The 19,550-nt window shown below is 73.0% G+C and carries 9 protein-coding genes and 1 pseudogene; 5 read left to right on the forward strand and 5 right to left on the reverse strand.

Translation table 11 applies throughout. The features are described from left to right. Nucleotides 1–37: 37 nt before the first annotated feature. Together ACYQ8Q_RS41295 and ACYQ8Q_RS41300 are read right to left on the reverse strand one after the other, a co-directional pair. Nucleotides 38–994: an AraC-like ligand-binding domain-containing protein gene (locus ACYQ8Q_RS41295; RefSeq protein ID WP_460072108.1), complete on the reverse strand. Its 957-nt coding sequence runs from the start codon at nucleotides 992–994 to the stop codon at nucleotides 38–40. Nucleotides 995–1,234: 240 nt separating this feature from the next. After that, nucleotides 1,235–3,490 carry an ATP-binding protein gene (locus ACYQ8Q_RS41300; protein WP_460072109.1) on the reverse strand — a complete coding sequence of 752 codons (2,256 nt, stop codon included), beginning with the start codon at nucleotides 3,488–3,490 and terminating at the stop codon, nucleotides 1,235–1,237. A gap of 331 nt (nucleotides 3,491–3,821) precedes the next feature. On the opposite strand from ACYQ8Q_RS41300, the pseudogene ACYQ8Q_RS41305 reads away from it, so the two are divergent. From ACYQ8Q_RS41305 to ACYQ8Q_RS41325, 5 genes and pseudogenes are all read left to right on the forward strand, one after another. Next, nucleotides 3,822–4,286: pseudogene (locus ACYQ8Q_RS41305) on the forward strand (hypothetical protein); the annotation flags it as partial. Then, complete coding sequence (locus ACYQ8Q_RS41310) at nucleotides 4,260–5,747, forward strand: hypothetical protein (RefSeq protein ID WP_460073708.1); 1,488 nt, start codon at nucleotides 4,260–4,262, stop codon at nucleotides 5,745–5,747. The pseudogene ACYQ8Q_RS41305 and the gene ACYQ8Q_RS41310, both read left to right, overlap by 27 nt. A gap of 458 nt (nucleotides 5,748–6,205) precedes the next feature. Continuing rightward, entirely contained in the window at nucleotides 6,206–7,615 is a 1,410-nt protein-coding gene (locus ACYQ8Q_RS41315) for a VWA domain-containing protein (RefSeq protein WP_460073710.1), read from the forward strand. Nucleotides 7,616–7,643: 28 nt separating this feature from the next. Beyond that, on the forward strand, nucleotides 7,644–8,765 hold the full coding sequence (locus tag ACYQ8Q_RS41320; RefSeq protein ID WP_460072110.1) for an ATP-binding protein: 1,122 nt from the start codon (nucleotides 7,644–7,646) through the stop codon (nucleotides 8,763–8,765). After that, nucleotides 8,762–11,554, forward strand: coding sequence for a DUF5682 family protein (locus tag ACYQ8Q_RS41325; protein WP_460072112.1), 2,793 nt, complete (start codon nucleotides 8,762–8,764; stop codon nucleotides 11,552–11,554). The genes ACYQ8Q_RS41320 and ACYQ8Q_RS41325 overlap by 4 nt, the downstream gene beginning before the upstream one ends. Here the strand turns inward: ACYQ8Q_RS41325 and ACYQ8Q_RS41330 are convergent. From ACYQ8Q_RS41330 to ACYQ8Q_RS41340, 3 genes are all read right to left on the reverse strand, one after another. Next, nucleotides 11,547–13,037: a hypothetical protein gene (locus ACYQ8Q_RS41330; protein ID WP_460072114.1), complete on the reverse strand. Its 1,491-nt coding sequence runs from the start codon at nucleotides 13,035–13,037 to the stop codon at nucleotides 11,547–11,549. The genes ACYQ8Q_RS41325 and ACYQ8Q_RS41330 overlap by 8 nt on opposite strands. A gap of 71 nt (nucleotides 13,038–13,108) precedes the next feature. After that, entirely contained in the window at nucleotides 13,109–18,256 is a 5,148-nt protein-coding gene (locus tag ACYQ8Q_RS41335) for a family 43 glycosylhydrolase (protein ID WP_460072116.1), read from the reverse strand. Nucleotides 18,257–18,386: 130 nt separating this feature from the next. Then, nucleotides 18,387–19,544 carry a helix-turn-helix domain-containing protein gene (locus ACYQ8Q_RS41340; RefSeq protein WP_460072118.1) on the reverse strand — a complete coding sequence of 386 codons (1,158 nt, stop codon included), beginning with the start codon at nucleotides 19,542–19,544 and terminating at the stop codon, nucleotides 18,387–18,389. Nucleotides 19,545–19,550: the final 6 nt, after the last annotated feature.

Below are 19,550 nucleotides of genomic sequence, written 5' to 3' on the forward strand. Positions count from 1 at the left end.
CGTCCCTGACCGGGCGGCCGGTCCCGGCTCCGTGGGATCAGCCGACCGCGCCGTGGCGCGCCCAGTCGCGTGGGGAGCGTCCGTAGGCCGCCCGGAACACCCGGCTGAAGTGGGCCGGGTCGACGAAACCCCAGCGCTGGGCCACCGCCGACACCGTGGGCGCCCCCGAGTCCCGCCGCCTCAGATCCCGGGCGCACCGCTCCAGCCGCAACCGGCGGATCAGCCGGGCCACGGTGACGCCCTCCTCCTCGAACAGCCGGTGCAGATAGCGCACGGAGATGTGGTGCGCCGCCGCGATGCTCGCCGGGGACAGCCCGGGATCCGCGAGATGCCGGTCGATGTGCTCCCGGACACGGGCGACGAGCGGATGGTGCGGGTCGGCGGGGACGGGCGCGTCGATGGCCGTCCGCTCGTCCACCAGCGTGCCGAACAGGTCCACCACACTGGCCGCCAGCCGGGTCGCGACCGCCGGGGAACAGGTCGGCAGGGACGCCGCGAGTCCGGTCAGGAAGGACACCAGCAGCGCACCGGCGCCTTCCGTGCCCGCGAGCGCGGTGCCGGTGACCCGCCGCAGATCCTCCTCCGGCAGACCGAGCGCGCGCCGGGGCATGTGCAGCACCCGCGTCGTGAACCGCCCCGGATAGTCCAGGGCGTACGGGCGTGACGTGTCGTACACGACGAGATCGCCTTCGCCCACGCGCGCGTGCCGGCCGTCCTGGAGGAGCGTGGCCGTGCCCGCCGTCTGCACCCCGACGGCCACGCAGTCCGCGTCGGCGCGGGCGATCTGCGCGGGCGTACGGCTGGCGCGCTGCGCGTCCGCCTCGACGGTGGAGATCCACAGACAGCCGAGCCGTCCGCTGGAGATCCGGCCCGAGAACGGTCCGTCCCCGCGCGGGGTGACGGTCATCGGCACCAGCGCCCTGCCCAGCGCGTCGCGCCAGTACGTCAGCCGCTCCCCCTCGGGAACGGCGTCCGTCGTCCACACCAGGCTCACCCGGTTCTCCCTTTCTGCCGTACGAGGCACGGGAGAGCGCGCAGCGGCGGCGGCCCGGTCTCCCCGCCGCCTCCAGCCAAGCAGCCGGCCGGGACCGCCTCCAGGCAGGAAACAGGCAGAAACGTCCCGCCGCGGTGGTGCGCGCACGGAACAGTCCGGTGCGCCGAGAGACAAGACACGCGGGAGCGGCGGCGGCGAGGATGGTGCCACGGCGCGGGGACCTCGCCCGCCGGTGCCGCCCTAGGGCGTGTCGAGGCGGGCGAGGGCGTCGCGGGCCGCCGTCACGCGCTGCGGGTCGGCGTCCGGGCCGAGGGAGACACAGCGCGCGAAAGCCTCCCGGGCCTCGTCCCGCCGCCCGGCCGACGCCAGGGCGTGGCCCAGATGGACGAGCTGACGGCTCTCCATGGCCGTGTTGCCGCTGCTCCGCCAGATCGCCATGGCGGCACGATGGTGCTCGACCGCCTCCGGCCAGCGCTCCAGCAGGGCGAGGCTGGACCCCGTGCCCGAGTGCATGCCGCCCCGGCCGAACTCGGCGATGTGCGGCGCCAGCCGGTCCTGGACCCGCTCCAGGAACGCCAGCGTCTCCTCGTACACCACCAGGGCCTCCTCGGGCCGCCCCGAGTCCATCAGGATCAGCGCGCGTCCGTGCCGGGCCTGGAGGCTCCCGTGCAGATCGCCCGCGGCCTCGAACAGCGTGACCGCGCGGTGCATGTGCCCGGCGGCCCGGACGTGGTCCTCCAGCCGGCGGAACGCCAGCCCCTGATAGATGTGCGCCCACGCCTCCTGGCGTACGTCCCCGGCCCGCCGCGCGGCCCCCAGCGCCTCGACGGAGCGCTCCAGGCTGTCGTGCGGGCGCCCCTCGCAGGTGAGCAACGCCCACGCGTGGTAGTTGAGATGCGTCGCCTCCAGGAGCGGATCGCCCAGCTCGCGCGCGCTGCGGGCGGCCGTGCCGAAGACCTCCGGCCAGTGCCCCCAGAAGATCCACTGGTCGGAGAACCAGTGCAGCGCCTCGGCCACCTCCACCACGGTCCGGTGCGCCCCGCCGGCCGCCGCCGCGCGCAGGGCCGCCAGCCAGCTCGCGCCCTCGGCCTGCAACCAGGCCCGGGCCCGCGCCGCGCTCGACAGATCGACCGTCCCGTCGAAGTCGCCGGGCGGCGCCCCGTGGTCCGGCTCGAACCAGCGCCCGGCCACGACCGTGGTCCCCAGCAGCCAGTCGTACAGCGCCTCACGCACGCGTACGGCGTCCGAGGCGCTCTCCTCCGCCGCCAGCCGGGTCCGCGCGTACAACCGCAGCAGGTCGTGCAGCCGGTACCGCTCCCCGTACGCCCCGAGCAGCCCGGTCTCGACCAGCTCCTCCAGGGTGTCCTCGGCGTCGAACAGCGCCTGACCCGTCAACCGGGCTGCCCCGGCGGCCCCCGTGTCCGGGCCCGGCAGCAGCGCGAGCCGCCGGAACAACCGGGCGGCCGTGGGCGTGAGCTGACGGTACGACAGGTCGAAGGCGGCGGCGACCCGCACGTCCCCGGCGGACAGCGCGTCCAGGCGCCGGTCCTCGGCGGCCAGCCGGTCGGCGAGCCGGCGCACCGTCCAGCCGGTGCGGGTGGCCAGCCAGTTGCCGGCCACCCGCAGCGCCAGCGGCAGATGTCCGCAGCGGCCGGCGACATCGGCGACGGCGTCGGGATCGGCCGCCGCCCGCCCGGCGCCGACCAGGGCGGTGAGGAACGCGGCGGCCTCCGCCGGGCTCAGTTCCCCGAGCGGCATCCGGTGCACACTGTCCAGCCCGGTCAGCATGCGCCGGCTCGTCACGACCACCATGGCCGTGCCCGCGGCCGGCAGCAGCGGCCGTACCTGGGCCTCGTCGCGCGCGTCGTCGAGGACCAGCAGACAGCGCCGCTCCGCCAGCACCCGCCGGTACAACGCCGGATGGCCCTGCGGACCGGCCTGGGCGAGCTCCCGGTCGGCCACCCGGAGCGCCTTCAGCACCCGGAGCACCAGCTCCGCGGGGCCGGGTGGCTCCTCGTCGGTGCCGCACAGATCGACCACCAACTGCCCGTCGGGGAACCGGTCGGCGAGCGCACGGGCGGCGTGCAGCGCGAGCGTCGTCTTGCCCGCGCCCGGCGGCCCGGACACCGCCACCACCACCGGCTGCGCCGTGTCCTGCCGCCCGGCCAGCTCCGTGAGCCGCGTCAACTGCGCCTCGCGGCCCACGAAGTCGTCCACACCGCGGGGGAACGCCCGGACGCCCACCGGGCTGTATCCCGGCGCGCGCCCCGTCCGGGCGGCCGCGAGCAGCCGCTCCCGCAGCGCCTCGTCCAGCCCCAACCCGTCCGCGAGTGCCGCGACCGTACGCCGCTGCGGAGCCGCCCGCCGCCCCCGCTCCAGGTCGCCGATGCCCCGCACACTGACGCCCGACGCCTCCGCCAGACCCTCGATCGTCTGCGACGCGGCCAGCCTCAACTCCCGCAGCAGCGGCCCGAACACCGCTCCCTCCCCGCTCAATCCCGTCCCTCCCGCCCCTGCCGGGCTGCCCGCACCACCGACCGTGATCGATCGGATTCTAGGAGAGCGGGGCGTTTGCGGTGCGATCCCGACCGGGATCCGGACAGCGCCGCCCAAGCGCTCCGGGCGGGACCGCCCGCTCTCGTCACCGGCCGTTGTTTCCGCAGGTCGGACGCGTTGTCAGTGGTCGCCGATAAGTTCATTGGTGTCGCGCCGCTCGGGTGCGGCGAATCCCCTGTGCTGCGCCGCCCCGGCGTGTGCAGCCGTGTGCCGCAAAGGAGATGGTGAGTTGTCGGACCGGGAGAACTGGGAAAGGGCGAGTACGGCCCGGGTGGTGCCGCCCGCCCGTCCGCGCAAGCTCGCCAAGGTCCCCTTCGTCGAACTGGCCGAGGGACGCCTGCAAGGGGTCGTCTCCAGCGGCTCGGACATCGAGCGCGTCTACGTCTCGTCGATCGCGGCCGGGACCTACGCCTTCGCGTGCAGCACCAACAACAACCGGCCCTGCGGCGGCGCGCGCGGCTCGTTCTGCAACCACATCCGCGCCCTGGTCACCGAGGCGGTCCTCCAGTACGGCGGCCCGCGCGTCGCCCGCTCCCTGCGCGTCGAGCCGACGGGCGGCGAGCCCGACGCCGCCGCCCTTGTCGCCGCGATGACCGGCACCCGCCCGCAGCAGGCGGACGGCAAGGCGGCCGCCGCCCCCGTCTTCAGCCGGTTCCTGCGCCACCTCGCCTATCTCGAACAGGCGCCGGTCACGGACCCGTTGCCGGAGATGCACTGGTTCGCCCCGACCAGGGCGGAGAGCGCGGTGACGTCCGTCTCCGAGGGGGCCGCGGACCCGGGCGGCGCGGGGGAGCGCCCGGGTGCGGGGGAGTCCACCGGGGTGCTCGGTGCCCCGGTGGACGGGCTGGAGGAGGCCCTGGCCGCGGCCGACGCCTTCGACCGGTGTCTCGTCGCCGGGCTGCTGCGGCCCCGGCCCGACCAGGCCGCCGGTCTGGCGGAGCTCGCCCGCGCCGTCGCCGGCAGCCCGCTGGCCGCGCTGGTCGCCGAGGCCGCCGAGAAGGCCGCCGCGGGAACGGCGGGCGAGGACCACCTCCTCGCCCTGGCCGCCGCCCGCTCGGCCCTCCTCGGCGCCGTCCACGACGCGCTCACCGACCGCGCGGACGCCGCCACCGGCCGCACCCGCGCCGACGGCACCCCCTCCGCGGCCGGCGACCCGCAGCAGGCCAACCTGCTCGCCGCCGCCCGGACCTGGCTCGCGGACCTCGCCCGCGCCGGCTGGCAGGGCATCGACCACGAACTCGTCGGCGGCGCCGCCCCGATCGTCTCCGCGATGCTGCCCCGGCCCGAACTGCGCCGGCTCGCCGCCCTGCTCGACGGTTTCGCCGCCGAACTCGCCGCCTCCTGCCCCGGATCCGCCCTGGAGCGGATCCCGGCCCGCCGCTGGGGCGACCTCTGGGCACGCGCCCTGCTGCTCACCCGGCCCGGAGCCCTGGACCGGCCCGCCGCCGGCACGGCCACCGGCCGGCTGCTGCCGCTCGGCATCGACCTGCACGAACACGCGACCGCCGCGCAGGCCCAGGTCCACGCCGTGTTCGAACCCGAGGACGGCACGCCGTCCCGGCTGGTGCGCGCCAGCGTCTCGGTGCCCAAGCCGGACAGCGTGGTCGCGGCCGGTGTCTGGCAGCTGCTGCGGCCGCATCTGCCCCTGCTCGCGGCCCTCGGCGAAGGCCGGGCGATGCGGCTGGACGCCATGCCCCTCACCGAGGAGGGCGACCTCCTCTGGGACGACACCCGGGTCCGCCCGGGCGAACCGGCCGACCCCTTCGCCACCGCCCGCGTCGCCCTGCCCACGGCCACCGCGGCGGCCACCGCACCGCTCGACCGGCACCCCGCGCGCCTCGCCGAACCGGTGTACCTGGAGGGCTACGCCACCCGGCAGGACGGCGACACCCTCGTCCTCACCCACGCGGGTGACGACCTCGTCGTCGACACCGACCGCATTCCGGTCGCGGGCCCGCTGACCCCCGAGGCCGTCGCGGCCTCCGGCGCCTGCATCGGTCTGCTCCGCTGGGACGGCGGCGCCTTCCGGCTCCAGCCACTGGCCGTCGAGACCACCGTGCGCCGCAAGACCGTCGCCCTCCAGGCGGGTGCCTGGGCCGGCGGCACCACCGACAGGACGGGCGTCAAGGCGGAGAAGGCCGCCACCGACGCCGTGACCGTCCTGCGGGAGCGAGCGGGAAGGCTGCTGCGCAAGTGACCGAACGGACAACCGAGGCGACGACCGCCCCGACAACTGCCCCGAGGGCGACCCCGGCCCCCGAGACGCCAGGCACCATGGCGGCGACCCCGGCCACCGAGCCGAGCGTCACCCCGGTGGCGGATCAGGCTGCCGAGGCGACAGGTGGGTTGCAGGCGTCCCCGGCCGCCGAGATGTCAGACACCGTGGCGGCCACCCCGGCCGACGAGGCGACACCCGCCCTGAGGGTGCCCGCGGCCGCCGAGACGCCAGGCACCAGGGCGGCGACCCCGGCCACCGAGCCGAGCGTCACCCCGGTGGCGGATCCGGCTGCCGAGGCGACAGGTGGGTTGCAGGCGTCCCCGGCCATGGAGGCGCACCGCGGCGTGACGGCCGCCCCGGCCGCCGAGCCGGGTGCCACCCCGGCGACGGGCCCGGCCGCCGAGTCGGAGGGTGGCCCGGCTGCCGAGACGACGGCTATCGCGGCGGGAGCCCCGGGGCCCGGGGCCGACCCGTGCGACAACCGTCGGCAGGTGCTGTACTGGCGGCTCCTCGCCCGGCTCTTCGACCCCGAGGAGCAGGCCGCCCTGGAGTCGGCGAGCCTCGCCGTCGTCGAGGACATCGGCCTCCCGCCCGCCCTGCTGGACCCGCATGCCTCCGTCGACTCGATCGTGCAGCGCCATCCGCACCTGGCGGACGAATTCGACGGGCTGATGGTGGCCGACGACAGCGACGACGAACCACGGGACGGCGCCGCGGAGGTGCGCCGCGCGGCCCTGGTGTCCAAGGTGCTGCTCAATGTGTTCGCCACCGGCAGCGGAGCCGTCAGCGCCGGGCAGCTGTCCCGGTGGCAGTCCGACGCTGGCTGGCTGGAGCGCGCCCTGGGCTGCTCACCCGGCGATCTGCGCGGCGGACGCGGCGGACGCGGCGCGGGCCGGGGCGTGAGCCCCACCGGGACCGGCGGCCACCGCGCCACCCCCGACCTCGGCAACCTCATCCCGGCGATCGGACCCGAACTGGGCGCCCTGGAGGGCGACCTCGTCCGCCGCATGAGACTGCGCGAGGTGCTCGCCGACCCCGCGCTCGCCGCCCGACTCACCCCGAGCATGTCCCTCATCGAGCAGCTCCTGCGCGACAAGAACAACCTCTCGGGTGTGGCCCTCGCCAACGCCAAGTCGCTGATCCGCCGGTTCGTCGACGAGGTCGCGGAAGTTCTGCGCACCCAGGTCGAGAAGGCCACCGTCGGCGCGATCGACCGCTCGATCCCGCCGAAGCGCGTCTTCCGCAACCTCGACCTCGACCGCACCATCTGGAAGAACCTCACCAACTACAGCCCCGAGGAGGAGCGGCTCTACGTCGACCGCCTCTACTACCGGCACACCGCCCGCAAGACGACACCCCAGCGGCTCATCGTGGTCGTCGACCAGTCGGGCTCGATGGTCGACTCGATGGTCAACTGCACCATCCTGGCGTCGATCTTCGCCGGACTGCCGAGGGTGGACGTCCACCTCGTCGCGTACGACACCCGGGCGGTCGACCTCACCCCCTGGGTGCACGACCCCTTCGAGACCCTGCTGCGCACCCAGCTCGGCGGCGGCACCGACGGCACGGTCGCGATGGCCCTGGCCCAGCCGAAGATCGCCGAGCCGCGCAACACCGTCGTGGTGTGGATCTCCGACTTCTACGAATGGCACCACCAGCCGCTGTTCGACAGCATGGCCGCCCTGCACCGCTCCGGGGTCAAGTTCATCCCCGTCGGCTCGGTGACCAGCTCCGGGCGCGGCAGCGTCAACCCCTGGTTCCGGGAGCGCTTCAAGGACCAGGGCACACCGGTGATCTCCGGCCACATCCGCAAGCTCGTCGACGAACTCAAGACGTTCCTCGCCTGATACCCCACAAACTGAGAAAGGCCCTGTGATGACCGACCTGTTGCGCGCCCCCGCCGAGATCAAGTTCGCCGAGGAACTGGACTGGCTGGAGTCGATCGACGACCACCCCAAGCCGTTCTCCTGGCGGCTGTCGCCGAAGATGATCCGGGTGTTCGTCCTGGGCTCCGAGCGCGCCGACGGCCTCGACCGGGAGATCGACCAGAAGTGGTTCGGCGACCGCAGCTTCGTCGAGCGGTCCATCGTGACCCTCGCCTCCGACCGCGGGCTGCTGCTCATCGGCGACCCCGGCACCGGCAAGAGCTGGCTCGCCGAACTGCTGTCGGCGGCCATCTGCCGCAACTCCACCCAGGTCGTGCAGGGCACGGCGGGCACCACCGAGGACCACATCAAGTACTCGTGGAACGTGTCCATGGTGATCGCCAAGGGCCAGTCGCGCGAGTCGATGATCCCCTCGCCGATCATGACCGCGATGGAGACCGGCACCATCGGCCGCTTCGAGGAACTCACCCGTTCCACCAGCGACGTCCAGGACGCGCTGATCTCGATCCTCTCCGAGAAGTACATCTCCGTCCCGGAACTGGACGGAGCCGGCGGGGAGAACATCGTCTTCGCCAAGCCCGGCTTCTCCGTCATCGCCACCGCCAACAGCCGCGACCGGGGCGTGAACGACCTGTCCTCCGCGCTCAAGCGCCGCTTCAACTTCGTCCGCATCCCGGTCGTGACGAACAAGAAGAGCGAGGCGGAGATCGTCCGCTTCCGCACCGAGGAGCTCCTGCGCCGCCACCGGATCGAACTCGACGTCCCGCCCACCCTGCTGGACGTGCTCCTGCAGAGCTTCGCCGACCTGCGCGCCTCCGCGGCCGCCGCCGGCAGCGACGACGAGAAGCTGGAGTCCGCGCTCTCCACCGCCGAGCAGATCGGTGTCCTGGAGGACGCCATCCTGCACAGCAACTTCTTCGGCGACCGCGCCCTGACCGCCCGTACCCTCGCCTCCTCGCTCGTCGGCTCCCTCGCCCGGCGCGAGCCCGAGGACCTCGCCATCCTCAACAAGTACCTGCACGGTGTCGTCGAGCCGCGCAGCAAGGAAGAGGGCGGCTCCTGGCCTGAGTTCCTCGAGGGCGGCCGCGACGCGATCGCGACCCTGTCATGAGCGGCGCGCGGACGAGTACCGGCAGCACCTTCGAGGGCCTGCGCGGCCAGCTCCACGAGGCCGCCACGGCGTTCGCCGACGGGCCCGGCGCCCTGGAGGGCATCCTGCGGGGCATCGTCGACGACGTCGAGCGCGCGGTGCGCGAGCCGCTGGAGATCTTCCCGGTCTGCCACCACTCACCCGCCTCGGCGCTCGCCATGGCCCGCCGGCTCCGCGAGAAGCAGCCGAAGGTGGTCTACCTGGAGCTGTGCGAGGACATGGCCCCCCTCCTCACCGAGCTGCGCAACTGCCGCCTCCCGGTGGCCGTCCAGGCGTTCGCGTCGGAGGTCGAGGGCTTCCCCGCCGACTGGTCCCCGCTGTCGGTCGTCGCCCCGATCACGGAGGCCTCCGCCGAGTACCAGGCCATCGCCTACGCCCTGGACACCCCCGGGGTCGAACTGGTCCTCGTCGACCGCTCCTCGGACCATGTGTTCCAGTGGGAGACCCAGGACGAACCCACTCCCTCGGACCCCGACGCCCCGGCGGCCGGCGAGGAGAGCGCCCTGCACGGCGACGCCGTCGGCGTGGAGATCGGCGACCTGCGCCCGCGCTTCGCCGAACTGGAGGAACACCTCCTGCGCCACGGCCGGGTCCGCCACTGGTCCGAGTGGTGGCACCAGTACGTCGAACTGCCCCTGGGCGACAGCGACCACGACACCTACCGCCAGGTGATGCTGCTCATCGGCAGTCTCTTCCGCCGTCTCGCCCCCGGGGAGGCGCACAAGGTCCGCGTCGACGAGGACCGCGAGCGGTACATGTGGACGCGGATGCGGGAACACCTCGCCGCCACCGGCACCGACCCCGCCGACTGCCTCTACGTCTGCGGAGCCTTCCACGCCGCGAGCCGCGTCGAGGAGTTCGGCGTGCACGGCAGCGACACCTTCACCATCGGCGCGCCCAGCGGCACCACGTGGCGGCACGGGCTGATCCCGTCCAGCCACGCCGCGATCGAGGCCCAGTTCGGGCTGGCCGCCGGCTCGGTCTCCATCGCCGCCACGGAATGGGCCAAGAACCTCAAGCGCACCCGGGTGAAGCCCTACCGGCTGGCGGGCCAGGCGGGCACCAAGCCGAAGAAGAGCCTCCCCGCGCCCACCGCCCCACCGTCCGCCGCCCCGCCCGCGCCCGCCGACAGGCTCACCGGGTTCCTGCGGCGGCCGCCCGTCCTCGACGCCCTCGACGAGGCCGAACTGCTCGGCTGGTCGGTGGAGATCGTGCGCGCCGCCCGCCGCAACGGCTACCTCGCCTCCACCGCCGACGCCATCGCCGTCTTCGAGACCTCGATCCTGCTGGCCGGCCTGCGCGACCGCGCCAAGCCGACGCCGTACGACTTCCAGGACGCGGCCGTCACCTGCATCGAGAAGGACCGGGTGCCGGGCCGGCGGGACGTGGGCCGGCTCGTCGAGATCATGATGGGCGGCGACCGTGTCGGCCAGGTCGGCTACGACGCGCTGCCGCCGCTGGCCCGGGACGTCCACGACCGGCTCGCCCCGCTGAACCTGAGGCTCCAGCAGCGCGGGGTCCAGCGGGCCCTGCTGGACATCGCCGCCCAGCCCGGACTCGCCCCCTGCTCGGACGTGCTGTGGATGCTGCGCCGGCTGCTGCCCGAGGGAGCCGCCCGCCCCATCATGGGCGACCGCAGCCTCGGCGAGCGCCCCATCCAGGAGTCCTGGGACCTCGCCCTCGGCACCCACCAGCGGTCGCTCATCGAACTCGGCTACGAGGGCGTCAGCATCGAGCAGGTCCTGGAGCAGCGGCTGCGCCGCACCGCGTACGCACCGCAGGCCACGGCCGCGACCGTCCTCGCGACGGTCGAGGACGCGATCGTGTACCTGCGCAGCCGACGGCTCGCCGACGAGCTGGGCACCCGGGCGCTGGAGGTCCTCGCGGGCGAGCGCAGCGTCGACGGCGCCCCGGAGGTGCTGGGCCGCGTCCGCCGGCTGCTGGCGTACTACCGGACCGCCGAGCCGGTCCTGCCGTCCTGGATCGAGTCCTTCGTCAAGGCCGGGTACGCGCACTACTGCACGCTGCTGCCGACCGCGTTCGCCGACGAGGACGCGACCGTCCGCCAGGTCGCCGCGATGCTGGGCTTCCTGTTCAGCATGGAGAGCCTCGCCCTCTCCCTGGGCTGCGACCGCACCCAGCTCGAACTGGCCCTGGCCCAGTCCCGTCCGGCCGAGCCCGCGCGCACCGCCCTGCTCTGGGCGGCCCAGACCCACCTGGGCACCCTGCCCAGGGCGGCGCTGCGGGAGCGCTGCGACGACCTGCTCGCCAACCCGCTGGTCGTCCCGGCCTATCCCCGCTACCTCAGCGGGTTCGTACACGCCCTCGAACCGGTCCCGGCCCTCGCGGACTTCGTCGTCGAGGCGGTGTCCAACGCCTTCGCCCGCCTCCCCGACCGGGTCCTGCTGCCCTGGCTGCCGACCCTCATCACCACCCTGCGCGCAGGCGGCACCGAACTCGCCCCGCTGATCGTCCGCGAGGCCGGCCGGATCTTCCCGGCCCGCCTGGCGGAGCTGGACACCTGGGTCCCGCCGTGGCGGCTCCCGGAGGCACCGCCCCTGGCACTGGCGTCCGCGCCCACCGGCGGCGGCGCGGCACTCCTCGCCGCCCATCCCGCGACCTGCGACGCGCTGGCCGCACTGCTGGGCTGTGAGGGCACCTGGGAGACGGCGGAACCGGGGGGCGCGCGCCTCCTGGCGCGCCACCCCGGAACCGCCCTGGCGCTCGAGGCCCTGCTGGCCGTCAGCTGACCGGCAGCGCCGCCACCAGGCGCCGGACGGCGTCCACGCCCAGCGCCGGGTTGGCGGCGGCGTGCTGCACCAGCTCCTCGTCGTCGAGCAGTTCGGCCAGCCGGGCCGCGGGAAGCCTGGGATGCCGGGCGAACACGGCCCGGACCCCGGCATCCGGATCCCGGGTCAGCCGCTCCACGACCTCCGGCGCCGTGCCGGGATCCCGGGCGGCCAGGGCCCGGACCGCCGGGTCCCCGTGGTCGGCGTACACCGCGAGGCCATCGGCCGGGAAGCGCGGCCGGGTGAGGAGGAGCTCGCGTTCCCGGCCGGTGCACTCCAGAAAGCTGCGCAGCAGCAGCTCTGCCGGGGCGTCGGGATGGTTCTGGGCCAGCAGGACCCGTACTCCCAGGTCGTCGTCGGCGCCCAGCAGGTCCACCAGGTCCGGCGGCAGCCCTCGCTCCGTCGCCGCGCGTCGGCGCAGCAGCGGATGCCCGGACAGGGCGTCCCGCCGGACGGCCTCGGGATCGCGGGGGTGAAGGCTCTCGAAGTGGGGGCCGAAGGTGAGGTCCAAGGGAACCGCGTAGTCGATGCCGGCCCGCTCCTCCTCGCTCCACGCCGGGTGGACGGACACGGCGAGCCGCACCTTCGGCTCGGGATCGACGGCGAGGGCCCGCAACTCGTCCGGCCCGAGGTCGTCCCGGCGCGCGATCTCCTCCCGCACCTCCGGATCCGGATCGGAAGCCAGCAGGACCACCACGTCGGACGGCAGTGAGGCGTTGCCCGCGATCATCGAGCGCTCCTCGGGACCCGCCGGAGCGGTGAGCACGCTGTCCACGACCGACCTGGTCAGCGGCAGGTTCATCAGGACGTGGGTCCGCGCGTGGCACGGGTGGTCCGGCAGGCTGCTCTCCACCCAGGCCGGATCCTCGTCCTGTCGATGACCTTCCGCCCTCCTGCGTACCTCGTCGTCCGGGTCCGCCAGCAGTGCGGCGCGGCGCTCGGCGGACAGCCAGGTCCACATGCCGACGCCCCAGGCGCGGACCTTGGGGTCGGGATGCGTGGGCATGGCCCGGCGCAGTTCGTTCGAGAACTGCCGGTAGATGCCTCCGCCCAGTTGCTCGTTGTCGTAGGTGCTGATCATGCGGACGACGGTCGCGTCGGGCAGCGGCCTCGGCCGAAGCGACGCGGTCGGCAGGGGGCCGTCGGCCAGCCAGGCGCGCACGATCCAGTCGGGATCGTCCACCAGCCGCGCCCGCTGAGCGGGGTCGGCATGGGCGCTGCCGGCGAAGAAGCGGCGGGTGAGGTGGTCCGGATGAGTGATCACGGCGTCGACGACGGCCTCGGGCAGAACCCGGTCCCGGCACAGTACCGTCCGGACCGCGAGCGGGCCGTCCAGGAGCAGGCGCAGCAGGATGTCCGGTGGTGTGACCGGATTGAGCGCGAGCCCGGCGAGCCGCCGGGTGGTCAGGTCGGCGCTCTCCCAGATCTCGTCGGGTGTCGGCATGGACGAGGTCCCCCCCAGGACGACGAATGGGCCCCCTGCGTGCGCAGAGGGCCCATGACCTTAACCCGTCGCTAGCGGCGGTGCGTGCCGATCGTCACGGAGCCGGGCTTCACCCCCGCCCCCGTGTCGAGGACGACCGTGCCGTCGGACTTCTTCCAGATCCTGATCGCGAAGGTGTCGGGGTTGTCGGTGGCCGTGACCCGGAAGCCGTAGCCCTTCTTGCCGCCCACCGTGCCGGAGCCCTCGACGACGGCCTTGGCGCCGCTGACGACGAGCCAGTCCAGGGCGGTGGAGCGGAACTTCACCCGGGCCGGGCCGGAGACGTAGGTGACCTGGCCGAGCGGGGTGGCGGCCTGCGGCAGGTAGCGGGCGGCGACGATGAAGAAGCTTCGGGTGCCGACGGCACCCGCGCCCACCACCGGACCGGCCGAGCGGTCGTACACGACGACCTCGCCGAGCGTACGGCTTGCCGAGGCGCCGTCGTCGTCGGTGACCGTGACCACCGGCCGGCGGATGCCCGCCGAGGTGTAGGTGTGCTCGGCGCGGCAGCCGGTCGCGGTGACCGTGCCTGCGGTCGGCCTGGTGCCGTCCTTCCAGTCGATGGCGCAGGTGTGGGTGTCGGCGGTGCCCGGGTCGGTGAAGACCGCCGTGACGGCCGTACGGCGGCCGGCCGGGACCGGGCCCGTCGGGCCGGTGGCGGAGGTGACGGCCGGGGCCGCGTTCTTCACCGTGACGACGGCCGTGTCGGTGCTGCGCCCCGCGGTCAGGGTGAGGGTGAACGTGCCGTTGTCGGCGCAGGTGACCGTGGTCCGGGCCGCCCCCGCGTCGGCGATCGTGCAGGGCGCGCCCTGTTCGAGCGTCCACTTCGGGGTGCCCGCGCCGGAGTGCGTGCCGTTCAGGGCGATCGCGTCGCCCTCCGTGCCGGTGGCGTCGGGACCGGCGTGCACCACGGCGACCGGGTCGATGCTGGTCAGGGTGGGCACGACCTTCTCGATCAGGCCGTCCGCGTCGAACTCCATCTTGTCGATGGTGGTCTCACGGTGGGTGCCGTCACCGCCGGGGATCGCGAAGCGGTGGTAGGCGATGTACCAGTCGTCCGTGCCCGGGACTTGGACGACCGAGTGGTGGCCGGTGCCCAGGATGCCCTGCGAGGCGTCCTTCTCCAGGATCACGCCCCGCTCGGTCCAGGGGCCGGTGGGGGAGGAGCCGGTGGCGTAGGCGACCCGGTAGTTCTCGTCGCGGGTGTCGTTCTCCGACCACATGAAGTAGTAGGTGCCCTTGCGCTTCACCACGAACGAGCCCTCGTTGTAGCCGCTCGGGGTGATGTCCTTGATCTGCGCGGTGTCGATCGAGGTCATGTCGGCGTTCAGCGGCGCCACGTACGCGTGGCCGTTGCCCCAGTAGAGGTACGACTGACCGTCGTCGTCGGTGAACACGGCCGGGTCGATCATCTGGCCGCTCAGCTGGCCCGCCTTCAGCAGCGGTGCGCCGAGGGCGTCCTTGAAGGGACCCGTGGGCGAGTCGGAGACCGCCACGCCGATGTTCGCGTCGGCGCAGAAGTAGAAGTAGTACTTCCCGTCCTTCTCGGCGATCGTCGGCGCCCAGGCCCTGCTGTCCGCCCAGCTCACGTCCGGGCCCAGGTCGAGGATGACACCGTGGTCCGTCCAGTGCACCAGGTCGGTCGAGGAGTACGCCTTGAACTGCGTACCGCTCCAGCCGTCGAAGCCGTCGGTCGTCGGGTACAGGTAGAAGGTGTCGCCGAAGCGGACGATGTTCGGGTCGGCGTTGAGCCCCGGCAGTACCGGGCTCTTCATCTCGAGCGCCGAGACCGTCCAGGTGCGCTTCTTGCCGTCGGAGCCGGTCACCTCGTACTTCACGGGCTTGGTGAAGTCCTGCACGCTGCCGGAGGCGGGGCTGACGGCCGCGCCGTGGGCGAGGGTGAACTCCGGGGCCAGCGCGGTGAGGTCGGTGCCCTCCTTCAAGGGCAGGGTGATGCGGCTGTCGCCGTTGTCGATGAGCGCGTCGACCTTGAGCGCCGGGTGGGTGGCGCGCGCGATGCCCGTGGTGTTGCCGCTGAGCTCCATCACCTCGGCCGCCGACAGGGCGCGGTCGTAGATCCGGAAGTCGTCGACCTCACCGCCGAAGTACGGGTCGGCCGCGTACAGGGAGCGTCCGATGTAGCCGCTGTAGTCCTTGTCGGCGTCGTACAGCTCGGACGGCTTGATGGTGACGCCGGTCGCCCGGGCCGCCTCGATGCCGTCCACGTAGAGGACCATCGTTCCGGTCGAGCCGTCCAGGGTGACGGTCACGTGCCGCCACTCGCCGGCGGTGAGCTGGGAGCCCGCCGTCAGCTTCGACTCCGCCGACCAACTCGCCTTGGTGATGGCCGAGTACAGCTTGGAGGAGCCGTTGGAGGGGCTGGCGAAGAGGTACTTGTTGCTGTCCGGACCGAGCCCGAACAGCCACTGCCAGCTGCTGCCGCCCTTCCACTTCGCGTACGTCGAGACGGTCACGCTGTCGGCGTTCTTCAGCACACCGTTCGGGATCTTCACATACGGCGAGTCGCTCGCGCCGGACATGCTGAACGAGCCGCCGCTCACGCCGGTGCCGAAGGCGGGCGTACGGACGTAGGTGCCGTGGTAGCCGTGGCCGCTGGAGTCGACGGCGATGTTGCCGGACGTCTCGTCGAAGCCGTAGTGCAGCAGCAGGTCGGCGGGCACGTCGGCGCCCTCCGCGGAGACCGTCACCTTCGCCTGCACGGGGATCGCGGCGCCGTCGGGCAGGCTGCCCGTCACCGTGAACTCACCGGGCTGCGCGTACGCCGACTCCGGGACGTCGTCCCAGGTCACGGCCACCGGCCGCTCGACCCCGTCGGAGTAGGTGGCGATCACCGTCGCGGGCAGCACCGGCGCCTCACCGGTCCGTGTCTTCACCGTGACGTCCTCGACGCCGGTGACGAGCTGGTCCGGCTGGTAGGCGGTCAGCAGTCGGTCGTACTCGGCCTGGGTGACCGGCAGGACCGTGCCGTGACGGGGCCGCGAGGGCAGGTCGTAGTCGGCGACCGGTGTCCAGGTGCCGGAGGCGAGGTCGGTGGTCTCGAAGGGGAGGTAACCGCGCCCGCCGAACTCGTCGAGGAAGGCGTACCACTTGTCCTCGGTGTTCGACTTGAACACCAGCGGGCCCTCGGCCGCGCTCATCGCGCCCTTGCCGATGCCCTCGGCGACCGCGTCCCAGGACAGGTTCAGCAGCGAGTCGCTCTTCTCCTCGAAGATGAACTTGCTGTTGGGCGTGGAGGAGGTGTTGTTGCGCTCGTCCTTCGACAGCCGGAAGTAGGTGCCGTCGTGCTGGATGACGGTGGAGTCGATGACGGAGTAGCCGCGGTCGATCCAGACCTTGGGCTCGCTGAAGGTGTAGAAGTCCCGGGTGGTGGCGTACATCATCCGGTTGTAGGTGTCGCCGGAGTGCGCCTCGTTGTCGTACAGCTTCGACGCCCAGAAGACGACGTACTCACCGAGGTCGCTGTCGTAGTACGCCTCGGGCGCCCAGGTGTTGCCGGCGCTGTCGGGGGAGACCTGCACCAGGCGCTGGTTCGTCCAGTGCACCAGGTCGGTGGACTCCCAGACCATGATGGACTTGCTGCCGGTGCGCTGGGCGGCGTCCCAGTCGCCGTTGCCGTAGATCCTGAGGTCGGTGGCGATCTGGTAGAACTTGTCGCCCTCGGGGGAGCGGATGATGAACGGGTCGCGCAGGCCCTGCTCGCCGAGCGTGGAGGTCAGGACGGGCTCGCCGTCGTTGAGCTCACGCCACTTCAGAGGGTCGTTGCCCTTGCTGAGCGCGGCGTAGAGCTGCTCGCCGTTCGCGGTGCCCTCACCGGTGAAGTAGCTGAACATGTAGCCCTTGAGGGCTTCCTTCGCGGGGAGTTCGGGGACCTTCGCGGTGAACACCCGGGTCGTCTTCGCGTCGCCCTTGGTGACCGTCGCGGTGAGCTCGACCGTGGTGGCGCCCGCGCCGTGGGCGGGGCGGTGGACCACGCCGCCGGCCGAGACGGCGTCCGGGTCGGCGGAGGACCAGGTGACGTCCGTGCCGTACCTGCCGGAGGCCGGCAGCGTGAGGTTGCCGCGGACGTCGTCGAGGTTGTGGACGGTCAGCGCCTCGGCGGCCTGCTCGGTCGCGGTCTGGTCGTCGAAGGCCGAGAGGACCGTGATGTCGAACGTCCTGGTCGCGCTGACCGTGCCCTTCTTCAGGGTCGCGGTGAGGGTGGCGTGGCCGTCGGGCCGGCCCGCGGTCGGGCGGGTCACCTTGCCGGCGTCCGTGACGAGGTCGGTGTTGTCGCTGGCCCAGGTGATGGTGGAGCCGCCGGCCGTACCGGTCTTCGGCAGCGTCAGGTCGGCGGTGACCGCGCTGGTGTCGCCCAGGTCGAGGGCCGCCTTGTCGTCCTCGACCCCCTGGGTGGCGACGGGGAGCGCGAGCTGCTCGACCTCGGATGCCGCCAGGGCGCGGTCGTACACGCGGAAGTCGCGCATGCTGCCCTTGAACAGCTTGTCGCCCGAGTAGACCGACTTGCCCACGTAGTTGGCGGTGGTCGTGCCGGAGCCGATCGCGCCCGGGGTGATGGTCACCGAGGTGTTGCGGGCGACCTCGACGCCGTCCTCGTACAGGACACCGGTGCTGCCCGTCTGGGTGTAGGTGACGTTCTTCCACACCGAGCGGGTGAGGTTGCGGGAGTCGGAGGGCTTGGTGGTCTGTTCCGTCGACCAGTTGCCGGTGGCGATCGAGGTGCGCAGGGAGTTGCCGGTGGCGAAGAGATAGCCGTTGCCGTTGCTGCCGCTGGAGTTGCCGAAGCCGTAGAGGAAGTACGGCGTGGTCTGCGTGGCGTCGAGCTTCACGTCGAAGGCGACGCTGATCGACGTCAGCCCCTTCATCACGTCGTTCGGCACCTTGACGTAGGTGTCCGAGCCGTTGAAGCCGAGCCCCTGGCCGGACCAGTCGGCGGTGCCGTTGAGGGTGCCGTCCAGGCCGTGGCCGGAGGCGTCGGGCACGGTCGTGCCGGAGGCGCCGTCGAGCTTGTACCAGAGGGCGAGTCCGTCGGTGAGGTCGTCCGCGGCCTGCGCCGGTGCGGCCGCCGCGGTGAGACCCATGAGCAGCGACACGGCGGTCACAGAGGCCAGTTGGCCCGCCCCGCGTCTCGCCCGGAAGCGGAAGCGTTTTCTCTGCGTCATAGGAGACCGCCGTTTCAGCCGTGTGACGTGATGTTGCGAGAGTGTCAAACGGTGTACAGGGTCGCGTCAAGACTTCTCGAACAATGTCCGACAGGTCGAACGAAACGTCATGGATCTCAAGCTCCGCTGTTCAGTGCTGTGTTGACGACTCCGGCGACTCCAGCCACGCGGTGAGCGCCCACCACCAGTGCAGGGCGGCGAGCGGGCCGCCGTCGCCCTCGGTGAGGGAGGCGGAGGTGATCTGGCGGAGCCGGCCGAGGCGGTAGCGGACGGTGTTGGGATGGGTGAACAAGGCCGCCGCGGTCTGGTCGAGCCGACGGCCGTTGTCCAGGAACGCCAGTGCGGTGAGCGCGAGTTGCCGGTGGAAGGCGTCCGCGGGGTCAAGCTCCACGAGCAGACGGCGACTCAACAGCGCGCCCAGGTCCGGCTGTTCGGTCAGCGCGATCCGGCCGGCGAAGTCCGTGACGTCGTACACGCCGTGCAGTGACTGCCGCCGGCCGAGGTCCAGCGCCCGCACCAAAAGCCGGTACAGGCCCGGAAGTTCGGACAGGGCGACGGCGGGCGCGACCACCACGAGCGCCTCCGGCGCGAGCTCGCCGGCCTCGGGCGGACGTGGTCCGAGACCCACGGTGCGGCCGTCGAGCGGCACGGTCACCACATGCGCCGAGCGCACCGCGTCGCCGCGCGCGGGCGCGGCGACCAGGCAGTGGTAGCGGCCCTCTGCGTCCGCCCGGACCCCGGCCCGCGCCAACTCCTCCGCGCGCGGCGCGACTTCACCGAGCAGGGCCTGGTGCAGCAGCCGGGTGCGTACGGCGCCCAGCGCGCGCGGCGGGTCGTGCTCGGCGGCCCGGTAGCCGTGGATCACCTGCCGCTCCACCGCGGCGCCGTACTCCTGCAACCGCAGCACCACGGACAGCAGGACCCGGTCCGGCACCCCCGCCGAACGGCAGCGGTCCACGACGATCTCGGCCACCCGGGCGAGCGCGGCCTGCACCCCCCGCAGCACCACCGTCATCGGCACGCCCTGCACGGCCCGGTCGGCACCCAGCAACAGGGCGGCGCTGAAGTCCTGTTCGTCGACCGGACCGGCCTGCTCGGGCGCCGTGAACCAGGGGGCCGCCGCCCGCAGCACCGCCGTCACATGCGACCGGGTCGCCTCCTCCGTCAGCCGGGACAGCTCGGGGGAGCGGCTGCGGGCCGCGCGCGCCAGTTCGCCGTACACGTCCGGGTCGTCCGCCATGCCCCGCAGCACCGCCGTGACCGGTTCCGATCCGCGCACGACCGCCATGGTCCC

Source organism: Streptomyces sp. YKOK-I1 (genome assembly GCF_054660435.1).

Bases quoted from the DNA above. Each gene is read 5' to 3' on its own strand.
- ACYQ8Q_RS41325 (WP_460072112.1), top strand. From the start codon at position 8,762: ATGAGCGGCGCGCGGACGAGTACCGGCAGCACCTTCGAGGGCCTGCGC.
- ACYQ8Q_RS41340 (WP_460072118.1), bottom strand. From the start codon at position 19,544: ATGGCGGTCGTGCGCGGATCGGAACCGGTCACGGCGGTGCTGCGGGGC.
- ACYQ8Q_RS41330 (WP_460072114.1), bottom strand. From the start codon at position 13,037: ATGCCGACACCCGACGAGATCTGGGAGAGCGCCGACCTGACCACCCGG.
- ACYQ8Q_RS41310 (WP_460073708.1), top strand. From the start codon at position 4,260: ATGCACTGGTTCGCCCCGACCAGGGCGGAGAGCGCGGTGACGTCCGTC.
- ACYQ8Q_RS41320 (WP_460072110.1), top strand. From the start codon at position 7,644: ATGACCGACCTGTTGCGCGCCCCCGCCGAGATCAAGTTCGCCGAGGAA.
- ACYQ8Q_RS41335 (WP_460072116.1), bottom strand. From the start codon at position 18,256: ATGACGCAGAGAAAACGCTTCCGCTTCCGGGCGAGACGCGGGGCGGGC.